The 21,027-nt window shown below is 35.2% G+C and carries 15 protein-coding genes; 1 reads left to right on the top strand and 14 read right to left on the bottom strand.

The genetic code is table 11. The annotated features are described in order from the left end of the window. Positions 1-31: 31 nt before the first annotated feature. The 8 genes from clpX to LU301_RS10510 all read right to left on the bottom strand — a co-directional run bounded on the left by clpX (position 32) and on the right by LU301_RS10510 (position 9,093). Entirely contained in the window at positions 32-1,300 is a 1,269-nt protein-coding gene (gene clpX, locus LU301_RS10475; protein WP_370692198.1) for an ATP-dependent Clp protease ATP-binding subunit ClpX, read from the bottom strand. A 19-nt stretch (positions 1,301-1,319) separates the two neighbouring features. Continuing rightward, positions 1,320-1,916 (bottom strand): ATP-dependent Clp endopeptidase proteolytic subunit ClpP, encoded by a 597-nt coding sequence (gene clpP / locus LU301_RS10480; protein ID WP_305270576.1) that lies wholly within the window; start codon positions 1,914-1,916, stop codon positions 1,320-1,322. 125 nt (positions 1,917-2,041) lie between these two features. Next, positions 2,042-3,376 carry a trigger factor gene (gene tig, locus LU301_RS10485; RefSeq protein ID WP_305270578.1) on the bottom strand — a complete coding sequence of 445 codons (1,335 nt, stop codon included), beginning with the start codon at positions 3,374-3,376 and terminating at the stop codon, positions 2,042-2,044. Between the two features lie 108 nt (positions 3,377-3,484). Continuing rightward, positions 3,485-4,159 (bottom strand): glutathione S-transferase family protein, encoded by a 675-nt coding sequence (locus LU301_RS10490; RefSeq protein WP_305270580.1) that lies wholly within the window; start codon positions 4,157-4,159, stop codon positions 3,485-3,487. Between the two features lie 9 nt (positions 4,160-4,168). Continuing rightward, complete coding sequence (locus tag LU301_RS10495; protein ID WP_305270582.1) at positions 4,169-4,606, bottom strand: surface-adhesin E family protein; 438 nt, start codon at positions 4,604-4,606, stop codon at positions 4,169-4,171. A 112-nt stretch (positions 4,607-4,718) separates the two neighbouring features. Next, positions 4,719-5,576, bottom strand: coding sequence for a hypothetical protein (locus LU301_RS10500; RefSeq protein WP_305270584.1), 858 nt, complete (start codon positions 5,574-5,576; stop codon positions 4,719-4,721). Between the two features lie 83 nt (positions 5,577-5,659). After that, positions 5,660-6,112, bottom strand: coding sequence for a hypothetical protein (locus LU301_RS10505; protein ID WP_305270586.1), 453 nt, complete (start codon positions 6,110-6,112; stop codon positions 5,660-5,662). Between the two features lie 131 nt (positions 6,113-6,243). Further along, positions 6,244-9,093, bottom strand: a complete 2,850-nt coding sequence (locus tag LU301_RS10510; RefSeq protein WP_305270588.1) for an ATP-binding protein — start codon at positions 9,091-9,093, stop codon at positions 6,244-6,246. 384 nt (positions 9,094-9,477) lie between these two features. On the opposite strand from LU301_RS10510, the gene LU301_RS10515 reads away from it, so the two are divergent. Next, complete coding sequence (locus LU301_RS10515) at positions 9,478-10,278, top strand: DUF4198 domain-containing protein (protein ID WP_305270590.1); 801 nt, start codon at positions 9,478-9,480, stop codon at positions 10,276-10,278. 244 nt (positions 10,279-10,522) lie between these two features. On the opposite strand, the gene LU301_RS10520 is transcribed toward LU301_RS10515, so the two are convergent. The 6 genes from LU301_RS10520 to LU301_RS10545 all read right to left on the bottom strand — a co-directional run bounded on the left by LU301_RS10520 (position 10,523) and on the right by LU301_RS10545 (position 20,971). Beyond that, on the bottom strand, positions 10,523-13,324 hold the full coding sequence (locus tag LU301_RS10520) for a lactoferrin/transferrin family TonB-dependent receptor (protein ID WP_305270592.1): 2,802 nt from the start codon (positions 13,322-13,324) through the stop codon (positions 10,523-10,525). Between the two features lie 82 nt (positions 13,325-13,406). Beyond that, the gene (locus tag LU301_RS10525; protein WP_305270594.1) at positions 13,407-15,197 is read right to left on the bottom strand and encodes a transferrin-binding protein-like solute binding protein; all 1,791 of its coding nucleotides are present in this window, start codon (positions 15,195-15,197) and stop codon (positions 13,407-13,409) included. Between the two features lie 248 nt (positions 15,198-15,445). Then, entirely contained in the window at positions 15,446-16,903 is a 1,458-nt protein-coding gene (locus LU301_RS10530) for a surface lipoprotein assembly modifier (RefSeq protein WP_305270597.1), read from the bottom strand. 150 nt (positions 16,904-17,053) lie between these two features. Next, entirely contained in the window at positions 17,054-18,073 is a 1,020-nt protein-coding gene (gene galE / locus LU301_RS10535; RefSeq protein WP_305270599.1) for a UDP-glucose 4-epimerase GalE, read from the bottom strand. Then, a complete protein-coding gene (gene pgi, locus LU301_RS10540) occupies positions 18,066-19,712 on the bottom strand; it encodes a glucose-6-phosphate isomerase (RefSeq protein WP_305270602.1) in 1,647 nt (548 codons plus the stop codon). Before pgi ends, galE begins: the two co-directional genes overlap by 8 nt. Further along, complete coding sequence (locus LU301_RS10545) at positions 19,709-20,971, bottom strand: nucleotide sugar dehydrogenase (protein ID WP_305270604.1); 1,263 nt, start codon at positions 20,969-20,971, stop codon at positions 19,709-19,711. Before LU301_RS10545 ends, pgi begins: the two co-directional genes overlap by 4 nt. Positions 20,972-21,027: the final 56 nt, after the last annotated feature.

Below are 21,027 nucleotides of genomic sequence, written 5' to 3' on the forward strand. Positions count from 1 at the left end.
TATCATATAGGATACGGTTCATTCATTATCATTATGTCGTCAAAAATTGTGGCTTAGCTAAACCATTAACCACATCAGCAGTAATCACAACGGTTTTGACATCTTTACGGCTTGGCAATTCATACATACTATCAAGCAGTACATTTTCCATAATCGAACGTAAACCACGTGCACCTGTATTACGCTCTAAGGCTTTTTTCGCAACAGCAATTAAGGCTTCATCATCAAATTTCAATTCGATATTTTCCATATCAAATAAAGCCTGATATTGGCGAATCAATGCATTTTTCGGTTCAGATAAAATCTTCACTAATGCTTCTTCATCAAGCTCTTCTAAGGTCGCAATCATTGGCAAACGACCAATAAATTCAGGAATTAAACCATATTTAACTAAATCAGTCGGCTCAACTTCCTTAAATAATTCTGTCAGTTGCTTACGGTCATCTTTCGCTTTAAGTTGAGCATTAAAACCGATACCACCTTTTTCTTGGCGTTGCTGAACGATACGTTCTAAGCCTGCAAATGCACCACCGCAAATAAATAAAATATTTGAGGTATCAACACGAATCATTTCAGTATTTGGGTGCTTACGTCCGCCTTGTGGCGGAATTGAAGCCACTGTACCTTCAATGATTTTTAATAAGGCTTGCTGTACACCTTCGCCAGATACATCACGAGTAATGGATAAATTTTCCGCTTTACGGGTAATTTTATCAATTTCATCAACATAGATAATACCACGTTGGGTTTTTTCTACATCAAAATTGGCTTGTAATAGCAACTTTTGTACAATATTTTCAACATCTTCACCAACATAACCAGCTTCAGTCAATGCTGTGGCATCAGCAATAGCAAAGGGAACATCTAATAAACGTGCTAAAGTCTGTGCTAAAAGCGTTTTACCAGAGCCTGTTGGACCAATCAATAAGATGTTACTTTTTGAAATTTCGACATCAGATTTATTGTCTTTACCATAAACGGTTTTAAGACGTTTATAGTGGTTATACACCGCCACCGATAAAGTTTTTTTCGCCAAATCTTGTCCAATCACATATTGGTCTAAGGCTTCACGCAACTCGATTGGTGTTGGTAATTCACGTTCTAACCATGCCAACTCAGGATTAACTTCGGCTTTATCTTCTTGTTTTTGCTCTTTTTGTGCTTGGCTAAGCATTGCATGGCTTTCTTCCACGCATTCATTACAAATATAAGTATTACTTTCGCCTGCAATTAAACGCTGTACTTCTTTGCGTGTTTTTTGACAAAACGAACAATGTTTTTCATCTTGGTTTTTCGCCATTTTTACTACTCTTATAATGTTATGGACGTTTCGATAACACTTCATCAACCAAGCCATAGGCTTTTGCGGCTTGTGCTGTCATAAAATTATCACGGTCGGTATCTTTTGCCACACGCTCATAATCTTGACCACTATGCTCTGCCATTAAACGGTTTAAACGCTCTTTGATATCCAAAATTTCACGGGCATGAATTTCAATATCTGATGCTTGACCACGGAAACCGCCTAATGGCTGATGAATCATTACACGTGCATTTTCTAAACAGAAACGTTTACCTTTTGTCCCAGCATTTAACAAAAATGCACCCATTGATGCCGCTTGACCAATACAAATGGTTGAAACATCTGGTTTGATAAATTGCATAGTATCATAAATTGCCATACCAGCCGTTACCGAACCACCGGGCGAGTTAATATATAAATGAATATCTTTTTTTGGATCTTCAGCTTCTAAAAATAATAACTGAGCGACAATCAAATTCGCCATATTATCTTCAACTTCACCAGTTAAAAAAATCACACGCTCACGCAACATACGTGAGAAAATATCAAACGAACGCTCTCCACGAGAAGACTGTTCAACCACCATTGGCACTAAAGCATTGTGAATATTCATAATCAACCTAAATTTTTTTAAAACTATTGAATAATAACATGATAGTAAAATAACAACAACTTAAAAATAGCAAAGGTGCAAATTTACATTTACACCTTAGCTTGTATTCATCTAAAATAATGAAATTACATCATTTGACGTGCTTGTTGTTCTTGTAATAACTCTTGATAAGTTACTTTCTTCTCAGTCACTTTCGCACCTGCTAAGATATGATCAACCACTTGGTCTTCTAATACTACAGCCTCGATTTGAGCACGTTGTTGAGCATCAGTTTTGAAATATTCAACAACTTCTGCTGGGTCTTCATAAGAAGAAGCCACATCTTCAATAAACGCTTCTACACGAGCTTGATCAACAGTTAAGTTTGCACTATCAATAATTGCACCAACCAATACACCTAATTTGACTGCTTTTTCAGCTTGCTCTTTAAACATATCATCTGGTAATAAGTTTGCATCAAACGCTTTAGCTGCTTGTGGACCAAATTGTTGTACAAACTGTTGAATCATTTTTTGACGTTGATTTTGAATTTCTTGAGCAACCATTGCATTTGGTAATTCAACTTCATTAGCAGCCACTAACGCTTCAAATGCATTTGCTTTCACTTGGTTACGTAAGCCATTTTTCACTTCACGTTCCATATTTTTACGAACGTCAGCTTTTAATTTTTCAATACCCTCTTCTTCAGAAATACCAAATACTTTCAAGAATTCAGCATCAATTTCAGGTAATTGTGGCTTTTCAACATTTTTCACATTGATTTTGAATTGAGCTAATTTACCAGCCAAGTTTTCAGCTTGATAATCTTCAGGGAAAGTTACATCAATTACTTTCTCTTCGCCTTTTTTCATACCGATGATACCATCTTCAAAACCTGGAATCATACGACCTGAACCTAATACAAGTTTAAAGTCTTGTGCTGAACCGCCTTCAAACTTTTCACCATCGATAGAGCCTTCAAAATCAAAAGTAACTTGCATATCTTTTTTCGCCATACCTTTGGTATCTACCCAAGTTTGACGTTGTTTTTGCAAGTTTTCAAGCATTGTTTCGACATCTTTGTCTTCAACAGATGTTACTTTACGCTCAATTTCTAAGCTATCAAACGCATTTACCGTTACTTCAGGATAAACTTCAACCACAGCAGAGAAAACCAAAGCATCATCTTTTGCTTCTAATTTTTCAATATTTGGCATACTTACTGCTTTTACTTGTTGTTGTTCAATCGCAGCAAATACCGCATCACGCACCACATCATTGACCACTTCTTGATAAATGCCTGCACCATAATCACGGCGAACCACGTTTACAGGTACTTTACCTGGACGGAAACCATTGATTTTAATTGTTTTAGCAGTACGTTTTAAACGAGCTTCAAACTGTTCATTCACTTGGCTAGTTGGTACTGATACATTTAAACGGCGTGCAATACTTGATACTGCCTCAACTGTAACGTTCATAATTTTCCTCAAAACTGATAATAATGTGTATAAACTTGGGAATTATATAATAATTTACCCCATAATAACAAATTAATTTTTACAATGTTTTGTATATACAACATCTTTTTAAGTGGTTTGCTTCATATTCAACATTGGCTCACCTGCTTTTTGTATAGCACGTTGATAAGCCGAATCACGCTCTATCTGCTGTAAATAACGTAAAATATGCGGATAAGCACTTAAATTATAACGTATTTTTGCTCCTAATAAAGCAAAACTCATCATAATATCAGCACCTGTTAAATCATCGCCCATCAGCCATGTTTTATCAGACAGTTCTTGGTTAATCATACTTAAATGCAAACGCATTTGTGGATTTAAAAATTGCTGATAGGTTTTTTGACTTATTTGACGGGCAATGGGTTTAACAAAAAATGGCATTTTACTATGTTCAACCTTATAAAACACCAATGCCATAATCATAAACGGCATAAGTGAACCTTCAGCATAATGTAACCAACGTTGATATTGCCAATAATCTTGTTGCTCACGACTACGTCCATATTGACTTTGCCCATAAGTACTGATTAAATAATCCACAATTGCACCACTTTCTGTCAAAATCAAATCGCCATCTTGCAAGATTGGTGCTTTACCTAATGGGTGGATTTTTTTCATCTCATCAGGAGCAAAAATACCCTGACGTTGATATTGCTTTAATTCATATTCTACGCCCAACAGCTCAAGCAACCAAACAATACGAATAGAGCGAGATTGAGCCAATGCATATAAGGTAATCATCACATTAACCTATGATTGAGCTGGATATTTATTTGAACAAATAATATCCATAAATGCTTGCCCCATTGATTCAGGAACAGCAGGTTTCATATCAATCGTTTTTGCTTGTTCAGTAATCGTTTGGTTATCTTTTTTGTTTTGATTTACCGAATATACTAACCCTACAGTTTGTTGGGCACAGTCAAATTGGTAAAGGCGTAATTTATAATCGCCCACACGTAGACCATCTTTGCTGATGTCATTTTGAATGTGCATTTTAAACCATGCTTGTTGATAAATCGGACTGCGTGCATTTTTCTGTACGGTTTTCACACTCGAAGGACTAATAAATACTGCATATTCTGCATTTTTACCAACCCATTCCCAATCACTATTTGCATAGCACACAGTCGCTACTACAGATAAAGTAGTCGCCAAGCCAATACGCATTAAAAATTTATCTTTCATGGGGTTAATCTCCACATTCAATATAATCTTAAGATATTGATAATCCAATAAGTTTCAATAAAAGCAAAACAATTTTTGTCTCACAATGCATATAAGCATCTTATATCAAAGCTTAATTTTTAGTCGTTGCAGGACTCACCACTTTTTTCACGGCTTCTTTGGTTTGTGTTGCTTTTTGAGTGGTCTTTTCTACAGTTTTCTCTGCAGTTTTTTGCACCGCTTTTTGTGCCTGTGTTGCTTTTTGCGTTACTGTAGTTTTAGCCTCAGCAACCTTTTGACTTACATTCGCTGTATTTGCGGTCTTTTTCGCTTGCTCTACTTTTTGGCTTACTGCTGTTTTGGTATCAGTAACTTTTTTTGCTACATTCTCTTTGGCTTGTTTTGCACTATCTTTCACTTGATTTTTACTATCTGTTGCAGTTGCTTTGGCTTTGGTCGCACTATTTTCCACTGCAGTTTTCGCTTTATTTGCAGTAGTCGTTACCTTTTGAGTCGTTTCTTTCATTTCTTGTTTTACAACATTCACTTTTTCAGTAACGACTTGTTTCATACTTTTTTGTGGATAACGACCATCACAGACTGCAAGTAACGCATTTTCTTCAATACTATCTGGTAACACAATTTGCTGTTGTGCATATTCAAACATACCACTATTGATAATATCACCATTTTTACGATAATCAACATAGCTTAAAATACTTGATGTCGCTTGCTGACAATCAAAACGCCATAAAGCTTGGGTATAATCACCTTTCACCATATCATCTGCTAAACTATCTTGTAATTTAATGGTTTTAATCCATGTTTGTTTAAATGGTTTTTGCTCAATTTCCACTTCTCGCACTTGGTCGATATTAACCAAAATATCACTTGTTTCAGTCGATTTTAAATGCACCCATTGCTCAGCATAAACCATACTAGTGAAGCTAAACAATGCCATACCTGCCATCATTAATTTACATAATTTCATCTGATTATTTCCTATAGCAAAAGAGATGAATGCATTCTCATTCATCCCTTTCATTTATTTAAACATTGATGATATAACCTATATCATACACACATACTGTTAAATATTGCTTGACCTGCTGTAGCAGGAATTACATTACGCATATATACTGGTGCGTGATATTGACCTTTAAAGATATTTGTTTTGGTATATTGTAATGACTTTATTCGTGTAATTTGAAAAGTTTCACAATTAGCACGCCATAAATCTAAAGCATAATCGCCAACCCCAATATCATCAAGCTGATTAATATCATTGCTAATTTCACGTTTAAACCATGCTTGTTTATATTGTTTACCAAAAAAAGTTTGTACGGTATGCACTGAATTTGTATCTACCCATAATTTAAATTCATTATTTGCAATTTCAATATATCGCCAATTTGGGTAACTACTCACAGATGGATTAGTCGTTACCTGCGGCTGAAAAGTATTTGCAAAACTCGTTGTTGCGACCATACACATAGCCACAAATGCAAAAGGCTTTAAAAGTTTCAATATATTCACCCTGAAATAATATTACATTTTGTAGTATTATGCTAAAAAATAGACATTTCGTCAATGCTATTCTTGTGAGCAAAGCGTGATTTGATATGCAAAATACTCATATAAACCATGCAATTCCATACTTATTTATGCATACGATTTAAAGCCTGTACTGCCTGTTCTACATTGCTCATCGCCTGTTTCAACTGTATAAATCGTTGTTGTACTTGTTGAGCAAACTCATCATCAGCACGGCGTTGTTGCTTGCGTAATTGGCTAACAAATTGTTCAAATTCCCCTGTTATCTGTTGTAATTGTGGAGTTCCCACATAATGTGTTGCCCCATAAATACGATGTAAAATCTGCTCTAATTGTGGAAAATCTTCCAACTCAATTAACTCTGCAATCTCATTTTGTTCTTGTACAAAATTAGCCACCAGCATATTGAGTAAATTTAAGGCTAAATCTTCTTTTTGTGCTGATAATTTCAAACTCATTGACCAATCTAATATCTGCGATGAAGCATAAGTCTCTAATTTTGACGATGTTTGTTCCATCATAAGCATATCTGTTGGCATAATATTGACCTGTGCTTGTCCAATATTCGTCCATTTGCGTAAAATATGTAATAATTCATCAAGTTGTACTGGTTTAACCAATTCATCACTCATGCCACACTCACGCAATTTCAGTTGCTCATCAGCCAATAAATACGCCGATAATGCAACTATTGGCATTTTTATAGGCTCATCTAGGGTTTGCTCTAAGGAACGAATGGCTCGAGTGGTATCAAAGCCTGACATGATTGGCATTTGAATATCCATAAAAATTAAATCAAATAATGGTTGTTGTTGTTCAATACGTTGCTCTATTAAATTAAGTGCATCTTGTCCACTATTGACCTTAACCAATTGAATATTAAACTCTTGCAACAAGGCTTCTAATACCAGTAAATTCACCATATGGTCATCTACCGCTAAAATATGTAAATGCTGACCATTTAACTGATAAGTCGATATTTCACGACTACATTGTTTGCATTCAAATAATTTACCCAAAGCCTGACGATAAATCGGTTGTGCTAAAACTGAAACACGATAACGTTTTAACAAATCCATATCCATCGACAATTGCTCTCCATAAACAGCGACTTCACCTTGATAACGCTCACGAATTTGTGGCAAAATCAAGTGCATTTGTGAGCTATAATCTAAAATAACCCATTGATTTGGATTATTATTTTTTTCCTTTAATAAAGCAAAGAAATCTAAAGCAGAACCTACTTCCTGATAGCTAATTCTTTCTTCATCTAAATAATAACGTAATACACTCGCCGTTGCAGGGTTTTGTAAATAATATAAAACCCGTATATCTCGCCAACGTGGTATATCAATTTGTGGTACTATATCCGCTTGAAATTGAGCCGTAAACCAAAAAGTTGTACCTTTGTTATTAATTGCATGGTCTTGGTTATCATAAAAACCAATATCACCCTGCATTAATAGCGTTAATCGTTTAGCAATGGCTAAACCTAAACCCGTACCACCATATTGACGAGTAATCGATGTATCAGCCTGATTAAATGAATCAAATAATTTACGTTTATCTTGCCCTTGAATGCCAATACCGCTATCTTGTACACTAAAATGCAACATATAATTCGCTTGTTGTTTCTTTTCCACACGTACACGAATAATAATTTCACCATCTGGAGTAAATTTAATTGCATTGGATACTAAATTGGTTAAAATTTGTTTGAAACGTAATTCATCCCCTTTAACCAAAGTTGGCACATCAAATGGATAATAAAAAATAAGTTGTAAATTTTTTTGTGTTGCTAAAGGCGATAACATATCCAGTGCATCATACATCGCATTTTCTAAATTAAACCAATCTAAATCAAGATGTAATTTACCTGCCTCAATTTTAGAATAATCCAAAACATCATTAATCAACGCCAATAAATGTGATGATGACTTTTTAATGGTTTCCAAATATAAACGTTGTTCTGCTCCCAACTGTTTTTGACGTAATAATAATTGTACAAAACCTTCAATACTATTCAATGGTGTACGCAACTCATGACTAATATTAGCTAAGAATATCGATTTAGATTGATTAATAGATATGACTGATTTAAGCTGATGTTGATATTTAGCCAAATCCATTTCCATATCATCTAATAAACGGCGTGTATCATCTTCCGTTTCTTGTACATAGATACGTAGTTCCGCAAAATTTTTCTGTAAACGTTTTAAAAAACTAAAAATATCTTGTTGTAAATCCCATAATTCACCTGAACTATGTACCAATTTATAATCAGCCAAATTTTCACTGGTCAAACGCTGTATTTGTAAACGGATTTTATAGATAGGATTTAACCAATGTCGTGCATAGAAAAAAAGCGTAAAAAAGATAAATAGTAAAATAAAGAAAATAGTGATTGTTAAATTTAAAATTACTCGATATTGTACAACATATAATTCTTCTTTATCGACTTCAATCACAAGCCAAGTATCAGGCAATTGTGAAATATCACTTAAAGAAAACGCATAAAAATGTCGTCCATCTACTTCTATTAAATCTAAAGTGCGTGCAGTTTGGATATGTTGTGCTGATTTTTTTAAATAAGAATAAAAATAAAAATTATCTTGCACATTTAAAGGCTCACCCAAATGTACATTGTCTTTATCACTGATCCATTGTACCGATAAAATATTTTTTTCAGCTAATAAATACTGTAAAAAGTATTCAATATCTTTTGTATCTAAATTATTATAACCACGTTCACCAAGTTCTTGTTCAATCTGTTTACGAGTTTGCAATAAAATCGTGTACATTACATGACGTTGTTGCGAAAAATAATTCTGCGTAACTTCACTATAAATTATCCACGTTCCTGCTATCATTAAAATCGAAATAGGAATAATAATCAAAGCAATTAATTGTCCATGTGCTTGATTAAGATAAAATATTTTTAATATTTGTTGCATAAAATGACGCATAAATAAAATAAAATCATAAAATAGTGATTATCATAACTTATGCATTATAACAAAACTAAAGCTATTATCGCTATGGCTATACTCAAACAAATTAAAAAGTGCGACAAATTTGTTTTTGGGTGTAAGGTACGTACCACGCATCATTAAAAGAACTTAACCCAAAACGGTGCGTTATACGCACCTTATAATTTGTGGTAGTTTTTGAGTTCTGTTGGTATAAAATCAATACATTAACATCATGATTTATTTTGACATCGAAATTTTAGATTTACATTATTATTAAAAAATTTACATTATCAAATAAAAATAATTATCAATTATATCAAAAATACGCTATAATTTAATTACTATTATTGTAATTGGATATTTCCCATGAAAAAATCTGTTGCTCTCTTAGCATTAATATGTTCAACAGCAAGTTTTGCACATGAACCATTTCTAACACCATCTGCTTATATAACTGAAAATAAACAAATTCCTGTATTAGCTTCTTATACAGAAGAAATGCTGATACCTGAATATGCAATGAAAGATGTTAAATCTTTTCAAATGATTGACCCAAAACAAAACAAGCATGAATTAGAAACATCAATGATTAAATCAGCAACTTTCGCGAATTTAGAATTGAAAGAGCAAGGAACTTATACTGTTTCTACCCGTGCTAACTATCCTTTAAAATATGTTTATCATGATAAAAAATGGAAAAAATTGTATGATACGCCTGCTGACAAAGCAAAACCTCTTGCTGAACGTGATTACATGATTCCAAGTGATTTTAAAAAAGCACCACAAACTGTTGATGTTACACGTCATTGGTTAATTCAAAGTTTCGTTACTAAAGAGAAAATTTCAGATGTACAAACTGTTGCCGATTATCCTTTAAATGTAACGTTTACTCAACATCCGAATCAACTTAAAGCCAACCAAAGTGTTACATTAACTGTAACGCAAGACAAACAACCTATACTGAGCCAAGTTGAAGTCCATACAAAAGGCACTTCACATCAAAAAGCTCTTCTTGAATCACAAACTAACGCTCTAGGACAAGTCAATATCACTTTCCCTAAAGCAGGTGAATATGTCATTACAGTCCATCAACCTTTTGATGAAAACTCAAAGCACAAACCAACTGACCAACATTATGTCATTACTACTGTGCAAGTAACTGAATAATTGGGGTAACGGTCTAAAAATTATGCTGATTAGATTTACCATGCAAATTTATATAGCAAACAGTATTCTTTCTCCAGTATATTTTTAGACCACATTAAATCACAATAGGTATTCATAATGACTGTAATCATGAATACCTTTTTACTTTATAACCATTCTCAACAATATAAGTTATTAATTTTATCTAGGGTGAATTAATTCACCCATACACCATTAAATATTCTAAAGAATATCAATAGCCAAATTAAAACTTAAATTCTAAGGCTAAACTATAATTTCGCCCCGGTGCAGCAAATCTTGCTCCATTGAGATTACGGTCTTGATTGACAGCATTGACTGATGATTGACGTACACTTTCCCAAGTGCTGTATTTATAATCAAATAAATTATAAACACCTGCACGCACAGTTGCATATTTACCTAGATTTGCATAGGCAGATACATCATGTGTGTACCATGAACGAGTGAGAACAGCAGGAATATCTTGCGTTAATGCCCCTACTTGACGTAGGCTATTGACTTCATCATTCTCTTTAGCTTTGGAGTAAGTGAGTAACCAATTGACACCCCATTGTTGATTTGGTGCATCATAGCCCATACCAAATACATAACGTGCAGGTTGAATCGCATCTAACACAGGTGCATTGGTCGTATTGGTATAACCTGCTTTGGTTTCACGGTCTTTGATTTTAGTGTGATTATACGCAAAGGTTGTATATAATCCATCAGTCAGTGGCGATAACCATTTTTGTTGTGCAAGCCATGTCTGTTGCAATAATGGTTGCCATTCTACACGCCCTGTGAGTGAGAGCCCATGTAAATTGACATTTTGAATATTATAAAAACCAGCAGTATCGAATTTTCCTGCAATCGATGCACGAGTGATTAAATCACGATAACGATTATTAAAATAACTGGCTTCAATATCTACACCATCAAAGTCTAAAACAAGACCTAATTCTTGATTTAATGATTTTTCTGCTTTTAAATTTTGATTATTTTTAGTTAAACCGTCTCGTACACCATATAACTCATAAAATGCAGGGACTCTAAATCCATTGGAAATACGATATAATAAATTTAAATGTTCCATTGGTTTAATCACTAAACCTGTATTCCATGACCAATTTTGATAATCACCTGTTTTAGTCAATTCATCATTTGCTTTAAATCGGTATTTATCAAAACGTAAACCCACCCCCAAATCTAAATATTGATTTAGTTGGATTTTATCATTTAATGCCATAAAATAATTATGCCCATCAATATTACGAGTACGACAATCTAATTCATGATTTGACGCACTACCATCATACGTACATAATTCTTTGTGATATAATTCAACAGGTTTACGACTGTAAATATAAGGCTTTTCAAAACTTCCATTTCGCCCATCGATATCAAGATTTTCATAACCACCTGTGGCATAACTATTTAAATGACTTCTTTTCTCCAACTGTGAACGGAATTTATCAAAGCCAGCTAAAGCAGTTAAATGATGTGTAGTTTGTCCCCAATATAACGCTTTGTCCCATTTTAATTGTAATAATTGATGTTGTTCCTGATAAACATTATTTTCTGCATGATACGCTGACCATGGTTTATCAATCGATGGACGACAATGTTTATCTGCAATAGGATATAATGAACAATGATTTTTTGACATTAAACTATCTAAACTAATTTTTTGGTGATTAAAACTGATATTAATTTTATCTGCCCAAGTTGCTTGTTCAGGTTGATAATCATAATTTAAACCAAAACGTGTTTTTTTGTGATGTTCATCATAATATCGAGCTTTAGTATATGCATAGCTATAAGGTAATAAACCATTGTTATGGACTAAGCCTGTTAAAATGGGTGCATTGGGTTCATACAAACCACTCACTGACGAATTTATATTAATATCATCGACAGTAAAATAAGCAGGTTCAGTCATATCACGAATATCGTATTGTTGTTTGGTATGTTCTGCCACTGCCTCAATACGATGTTCAGGTGTAAATTGATAAATTCCTTTTAAAAATAAAGAATTACTCTCATAGTCCATAGGGTTTGGAGTGATTCCATCTTTACCTGTATAATCTTTCGCCGAAACAGTAACATCTTGATAATTCATTTTTTCATACTGTTGGCGTTCTTCTGCGGTTAAGCCTGCGAGTTTACTGTCGGATAAAAAACGTTCATGTTTGAGGTTAGGTAATACTTGAGCAGAGGGGGGTTGCCCTGTACAATCTTTATTTGGGCAATTATCTTCAATTAAAAAATAATTACGATTCCGAGTATTGGCACGGCGGAACAAATCCCATTCATCAACATACCCCGTTAATGGACGATAACTAAATTGCAAATCATCGACTGCTTTATGACTTTGCGTTTCTTTCCCTTTGCGATGGGTAAAAATTGCTAAGCCCTCAAATTTGTCAATTTTTCCTGCAGTTGCGATAGAATTTATCCATTGTTCATTTTTACTACTATAAGCAGATTTGGTTTGTACTCCCCAAGGTTTATTATCTTGGAGAATATCATCAGGATTTTTGGTACGAAAACCGACCGCACCACCTAATGCACCATTACCATATTCAGCTGAACTTGCCCCTTTACTCAGTTCCACCGAACGAATATTTTCAAATTCAATTTCATTGATTGAACCACCATTGGCTCCAGAAAGTACATAACCTTGTGAATTTGATTGCATTACATAAGATTGAGCCTGTGGTACACCATCAACAAAAACCCCCACACGGTTTTTATCTACCCCACGAATGGCATAACCACTGCTTGCTCCACGCCCTTGTTCCACCACCGAAATCCCCGGGTCATAGCGTGTTAAATCACGAATATTGAGAATTTGTTTTTCGCTGATGTCTTTGGCAGATTTGTGTACTTTACCTAAACCTGTAATTTCATTTTCAGTTTTAGGATTTTCTCGCTCTGCAATTACTTCAATTGTAGGTAAAATCTCATCTTGAGCAATGGCAGGTACAGTATATAAACAGCTCAATATACTTAACCATAATACATGTGTTTTGAATTTTTTAACCATATTAAAACCCCATTTATATAAAACTAAAGCCAAGTTTCACAAGCCGAAAAACTTGGCTAGAATGATTGATGATAGCCATTAATTATGGTTGCTCAACTTGACGTTTTGCACCAAAAGCCCCTGCGATTTTGTCTTTTCCATCTTGATTGCTAAAGAATGTTCCACCAACTTCTTGAGCATTTGGACCATAAAATGCACCATCAACTTTAGCATCTAAATGTAAAATTGGTGGTGAACCTGTACTTTTTGGATCAGTATTAATGCCATTTGGATTGGTTTTTGCTGAACCTGTAAAACCATTTTTATCAATTTTACCTGTGAGATTGAGTGCAGGAGAGGTCGCATCTTGAGCATATAAACTGCCTACAAAGGATTTATCGTCAAAATTAAAGGTCAATTCAGCACGATTTTTATCTGTACCGCCTGTACTTGGATTCCATGAATGTTGTCCATCTGCGGTGATAGCCGTTGCGTCCCAATGCCCTTTATATTGAACACTACCTGTGTGTGCTTCAACTTTGGCAACTGGAGTGCGTTCACCAGTTAGGAAATAATACAAACTTTCATTAGTAAACCAATGCGTACCAAATTTCACATAATCTAAATTACTACAACAAGGGCTAATATTGAGTTCTTTATCACTAACATTATATTTGAGTGGGTCAGTGGCATTTGCTCCTGCTGTTGGTAATAATGAAAAGACTTTACCATTGATAACCAATTGTGTAGCATTGCCAAAACTATCTAACTTTTGTTCTTTAAGCGTTGCAGTTTTAGCATCTGCTTGAATTTGACGAGCATCAAATAGCGTATCGGTATCAGCTAATTTACCATCTTGTGTTTGCTGACGGGCAGAGAATACGGCGAAGAGAGAATTATCATCAGCTAAAAATTTTCCTGTCAATTCTTCAGCATTGTCGCCATAAAAACCACCTTCTAGTTGGTTTGTAGCATTGGCTTTAAAAAATTGCTCATCGGTTTTATTTGCTGTTGCGGAGCCTCTAAAGCGGTTTCCATGAATTTTGGCATCAACTTTATATAAAGTATCAATCTCTTGTTCGGTGGTGTTGCGGTTGATATAGCCATTGCGTTTTAAATCGCCTGTAACGGTTTTATCGTTAAAATTCACAGTAAATTCAGAGCTATAACCTATACCTGCTGGCTTTCCATCATGCTCTTTGATGCTGACATTGACCTCTTCCTTACTAATACTATCATAAGACGTATAACCGCTAGTGTTACCTAAACCTTTACGTCCTGCATCATTCACTGCATTGGTGGTAAAGTCCCAATAACCTTTATAAATTAAGTTGGCATTTTCAGTTGGTAAAGCAGTTGATGGGTTTTGTCCTTGATAAAATAGATAACCATAATTCCCCATCGTACGACCTGTTGGTGCAAATATGGTTTTGCCAGAGTCTTGTAAGAAATAACCAGAACGTACAAATTTTAATTCATTACGCTGGGTGGCTAAGTTACCTTGTGCATAATGTGTATGGGCAGAGTTGTCTATTTTATCATCATTAAAAACAGTTTCTAAATCCGTTTTAAAATCTGCACTGATGGTTTTAATATCAGCTTGACTTAAATCTTTTTGTGTTTCTGGTGTAACATTTCGTCCCCCAGCAATACGGCGTGGAATAAAAACGGATTGCCCTGTACTTGGTTGCATAAAATCGTTGAGCTGTTCTTCACTAGGACGTTTGTCTGATGTATCATCAACCAATGTTGGTTGTTTTGGTGTACTTGGATTAGTTGGAATGACAGTTGGTTTTGTCGCAGTATCTACACCAAAACTACCACCACCGCCACAAGCAGTGAGCAATAACATGGCACTAGAGATACAAATTGCTAAATAATGACGTTGTTTCATGTGTAATCTCTATCGAAAATGTAAATAAAAATGTAAAACATTACGTTATTTTACATAAACAACATACTTATGTAAACACAAATGCTAATAATTATTATTTGATAAAGTAATGTATTCTTATTATTTATCGATAATTTCAATTATGACTATCTGTTTTTAATATTCACATCATTTTATTTTATATATTTATGCAAATGATTAAAAATAAATATCATTATAATGTATGCTGATAAGTATCGAAACCTAGATTAAAAATGTTTCGCAAATTCGATAAAAACTTTTTGTTTATCATAATCATAGAGTGCTATATTACTATCAACTTTTTGATATTGCCACGTCAAACGTGGGCTGATACCATGCCATTGTAATTTTTGATGCCCTAGACTTAAACTCGCACCATAATCGTGGCTATGTTGTTTGATATTAAAAATTGGCATTGCTCCTTGATATTTTCGCTGTGCATAGTTGATAGCAAAATAGCTATTGATACCAGATTGCCATTGTTGCCCAACGCCTAGACGTATACCATGTCGTTGAAAACTGTCATCGGAATCTTGAGTTTTTACCTGCTGATAGTCGATTGCTGTATAATAATAACGTTGTGGATTGGCAAAATATGTGCTTGATAATGCCACATATTGTCCATGCCCATTGAGGTGTGGTCGAGTACGATAATTATTTTGGGCAAATTCTGTATGTAATCCGAGCAATAATTTGTCAGTTAAGGCGTGTTTTGCCTCTAAACTGATGCCGTGACTTTTAGAAAATGCCTTAAGTTGATGTTGTTGCGGATTTCCTCCAGCATACCAATTCTGTTCATAAAATGGTAAAACAAGCACACTAGAGCGAGGATAATATTTTCCTAAACCTACATTGATACGAGCATTAACATCATTATAATGTGAGCTATCCCAATAATATTTTCCATATGTTTGCCAACGATGTTCGAGAAAAAATCCTTGATTTAACTGATATTTTTTTTGTGTGCTCAATGCAAATTGTACGCCGTGAGCGGATTGTTGTTGTTGTGCTGTCCAGTGGGCATTAATATTTGGATTATTTGGAGCATTGTTGATATTTTTATCACGCATATAGGTTAAATCAGTTGAAAATTGCCAACGTTGGCGTTGTTTCAGTTGTGCAAGATGCTGTTCAACCGCCTGTTTGAGTGCTGGTGCAAGCTGTTGATTTGCTAAAATCTGTTCAAATTGCTGTTGAGCTTCTAAATAATGTTGTTGTTTTAATAAAACCAATGCCAAACGCAAACGTAATAAATCATACTGTGGATATTTTTCCAAAATCTGTTGATAACTATGGATTGCCTCAAGATAACGTTGTTGATGTTCAGCCTTGACAGCATTTGCCCAAGTGAGTAGATTATCATCGATATATTGTTTATCTAATTTTTGATATAAATCAAGTAAATAAATACTATTTTCCACATGATGATAAGTCAATGCTGATAATAATGTGTGTTGTAATAGAGCAGGTTGTTGTAATAATTGCTGTTCATCAAGATGAATTTGTTGGCTTGATGTCGTTGCTATAGACACTGTAGGTGTCATTTCTGTATTGGGCAAAGTATCGTATTGTTGTAGTTTTTCATCTTGCAAACGGCGGTCGTCTAGCTGAGATAGAGTTTGAGCAGATACATTTAATGAAAATTGCAATGTACTGATTAAAATAAATAAATTAATTTTTTTCATAGATACAATACTTTTAAATGTAAAATATAATCATTTATGATAATATATTTGATTATAAGTATCAATCCAAAAACTCAGAATATTCATCATCAAAAAAGTATGCCAAAAAGATTGACTCTCCTAGCATACTTTATAATTTCAATTTCTAAACTATTCACGATAACCATTCGGATTATTTTTTTGCCAATTCCAGCTATCACGCAACATTTCTGTTAAGCCAAATTGAGCTTGCCAGTTGAGTTCATCTTTGGCACGTTGTGGATTAGCAAAAGAAATCGCCACATCGCCTGCACGGCGTGGAGCAAATTCAAATGGAATTTCAACACCATTCACTTGCTCAAAAGTATTTTTGATTTGTAACACAGAATAGCCATTGCCAGTACCGATATTCCATGCACGGCAACCGCTATGTTGCAAACGATAATTTAACGCAAACAAATGAGCATTTGCCAAATCCACAACATGAATATAATCACGCACGCCCGTACCATCTTCCGTTGGATAATCATGACCATAAATCGATAATTTTTCACGGCGACCTACAGCCACTTGTGTTACATAAGGCATTAAATTATTTGGAATATCTTGCGGGTCTTCACCAATTTGTCCACTGGCATGAGCCCCAACTGGATTAAAATATCGCAATAATGCCACTGACCAACGCTCATCAGTCTGTGCGGTTTTTTGTAAAATTTGCTCACAAATCAACTTAGTATAGCCATAATTATTACTTGGCATACCTGTTGGCATATCTTCATTCAGTGGTGAAATATTCGCTTCATCATACACTGTTGCTGATGAACTAAATACAATAGTATAAACCCCTGCACGTTGCATGGCTTTCACTAATTGCACCGTACCAGAAATATTATTTTCAAAATAAATCAACGGTTTTTGCTGACTTTCGCCCACTGCTTTTAAACCTGCAAAATGAATCACCGCATCTATTTTGTGTTTTTGGAAAATATCATCCAATAATTCAGCATCTAAAATATCGCCACGCACAAATGTTAGCGTTTTGCCTGTAATCTGTTCTACACGTTGTAATGACACCTCACTACTATTGGATAAATTATCCACCACAACCACATCATGCCCTGCGTTTAATAATTCTACGCAAGTATGCGAGCCAATATAACCCGCTCCACCTGTGACTAAAATATTAGCCATGACTTTTCTCCAAAAATAATTTTAATAAGCCTTGTGTTGAGCTATCTAATGCGGATAAATCATCGTGCGTGCGGTTTAAAATCGGTAAAATTTGATTGGCGATTTCTTTACCTTTTTCCACGCCCCATTGGTCAAATGGATTGATATTCCACATCACCGATTGTACAAACACTTTATGTTCATACAAGGCAATCAACATTCCCAAACTATATGGATTTAACTCTTTTAATAAAATGGTACTACTTGGTTGATTACCTGCATATTGTTTATATTCTGGCAAGTTCCGCAACTCATTGGCATCGAGTGCCTGATTACCAAAAGCCAATAAACGAGATTGAGCCAAACAATTTGAAATGGCTAAGTGATGTTGTTCGGCTAAGGCTTCAGCATTTTCCGCATAAGTGTATTGTTGAGCATTATATCGGCGAATTGGTGCGATAAAATCACAACTCACCGCCTGCGTGCCTTGATGCAACAACTGATAAAAAGCGTGTTGAGCATTCGGTCCGACATCGCCCCAAATAATCGGACAAGTGCCATAATTCACTTTATCATGATTACGTTGAATGGATTTACCATTGGATTCCATTTCCAACTGTTGCAGATACGGTGCAAAATATTTTAAACGTCCATCATACGGTAAAATGGCATGGGTTTGCATATTGAGAAAATTGCTATTCCAAATCCCGATTAACGCCATCAACACAGGAATATTATGGCGAAAATCTGCCGTACGGAAATGTTGGTCTATCGCATACGCCCCAGCTAAAAATTGCTTAAACCCTTCCACACCAATGGTTAGCATAATCGGTAAACCAATACCCGACCACAAGGAATAACGACCGCCAACCCAATCCCACAATAAAAAGCGATTTTGTGGTGCAATACCCCAATCTGCCATTTTATCAACACGAGTAGAAATACCAATAAAATGATTTTTTAATACCGCAGGACGTTGCCCAAGAGATTTTTCCAACCATAAACGCACCGTTTGTGCATTGGATAAAGTATCAATCGTACCAAATGATTTTGATGAAATAATAAACAACGTAGTTTCTGGACGTAACTGATGCAATAAATCTGATAATTGGCTACCGTCCATCGTGGATACAAAATGTACATTCAACGTTTTGGCGGTTTTTTGTTTAAAATCCGACAATGCGGTGCTTGCCATCAACGGTCCTAAATCTGAACCGCCCACGCCAATATTGACCACATCTTGAATCACTTCACCAGTCGCCCCACGAGCCTGACCTGCATGAATTTTATTCACCAATTCATACAAACGTTCCAGTTGAGCGTGAACTTTTTCCACCAAATCGGGAAATTCTTGATTATCGGCAGGTAAACGCAATGCCCAGTGCATCGCTGCCCGTTTTTCGGTATAGTTAATCGCTTCAGTTGAAAATAAACATTCTATCCATGTGGATAAATCTTGTTGTCTGGCACTTTCCAACAATTCATTTAATACATCTTCATTGACACGTTGTTTACTATAATCAAAAATTAAACCGTTTAAATTCAAACTATAATCTTGAAAGCGATTCTTATGTTGGGCAAATAATTCAGTTAAATGCACATAGTGCATCTGTTGAGCCATACGATACAGATTTTGAATTTCAGGATTGGTTTTAATCATTCTCGTCCTACTCCCATATACACTAAACCTTGTAAACGCATGAAATATGGGTCATAAATATTGCGTCCATCTAAAATCAACGGATGTTTCATTTTATGTTTTAATTGTTGAAAATCTGGGCTGTAATACTCTTTCCATGCAGTCATCACACACAACGCATCGGCATTTTCTATCGCTTGATAAGCATCGGTACAAAGGATTAAATTCTCTTTTGAGCCATAATGTTGTTCAATCACCATTAAGGCTTGCGGGTCGTGCAGTTGCACAGTTGCCCCTTGTGCAAATAAGGCATCTAATAACACTAAGGTTGGCGAATATTCAATGCGAGCAGTATTTTCTTTGAACGATGCTCCCCAAATGGCAATGGTGCGTCCGTGTAAATCACCTTGATAATATTGCCATAATTTGCGGAATAACACTTCTTTTTGTGCTTCGTTAATCTGCCACACTTGCTCCAATAGGCGGCTTTTTGCCCCTGTATTGGACACGGTATTGGCTAAAGTTAAGACATCATTGCAGAAATTTTCACCACCAAAGCCCACACCAGCCGATAAATATACCGAACCAATGCGATTATCCGCCCCTAAACCTTGCTGAACATTAAGAATATCAATGCCTAATTTTTCAGCAACTTGAGCCAAATCATTCATATAACTGATACGAGTTGCCAACATTCCAGAAATGCTCAATTTGGTAAATTCAGCATCTAAAATCGGCATCATCAAAAATTGTTGGCTTAATGGGAAAAATGGACGCAATAATTCTTGCATCAAACGCTGTACACGGTCTTGCTCTTGTTGCACACCGATAATGATTTGTTTTAATTGCACAAAACTGGAAATCGCTCGTCCTTCTTGAATAATATCAGGCAGATATGCCCAATCATCTTTAGGTGCGAATTGGCTTAAATGATGCGTGGCATTTAAACCAAAAGTACAACCGTTAATCATCAATTTTGGACGCACTTCAACACGGTCAGCCAAATGACGAATGTATTGCTCGGCAAGCGATTTTTCCGACACATTTAAGGCGAAAAAATAAACATCTGTCTGTAATGGCACATCATCTAAACTGCCAATCGTCAGCTGTTCTTTGTTGGCTTGGGAGACTAAGAGCTGATTGAGTTGCTCATCAGCGACATATTGCACCAAGTCATCGTGTGGCGTTTCCACACACCAAAATACTTGATGCCCTGATTCTGCCCATAGCCCTGCCATCACGCCTGCGTAGAGCGTTTGTCCAAAAATTGCGATTTTCATAATTTACCTATAACTAATAAGATATTGATATATTTATCAATATCTTATCTTTTAAA

It is taken from the genome of Moraxella sp. ZY210820 (genome assembly GCF_030674635.1).
Classification (GTDB): domain Bacteria; phylum Pseudomonadota; class Gammaproteobacteria; order Pseudomonadales; family Moraxellaceae; genus Acinetobacter.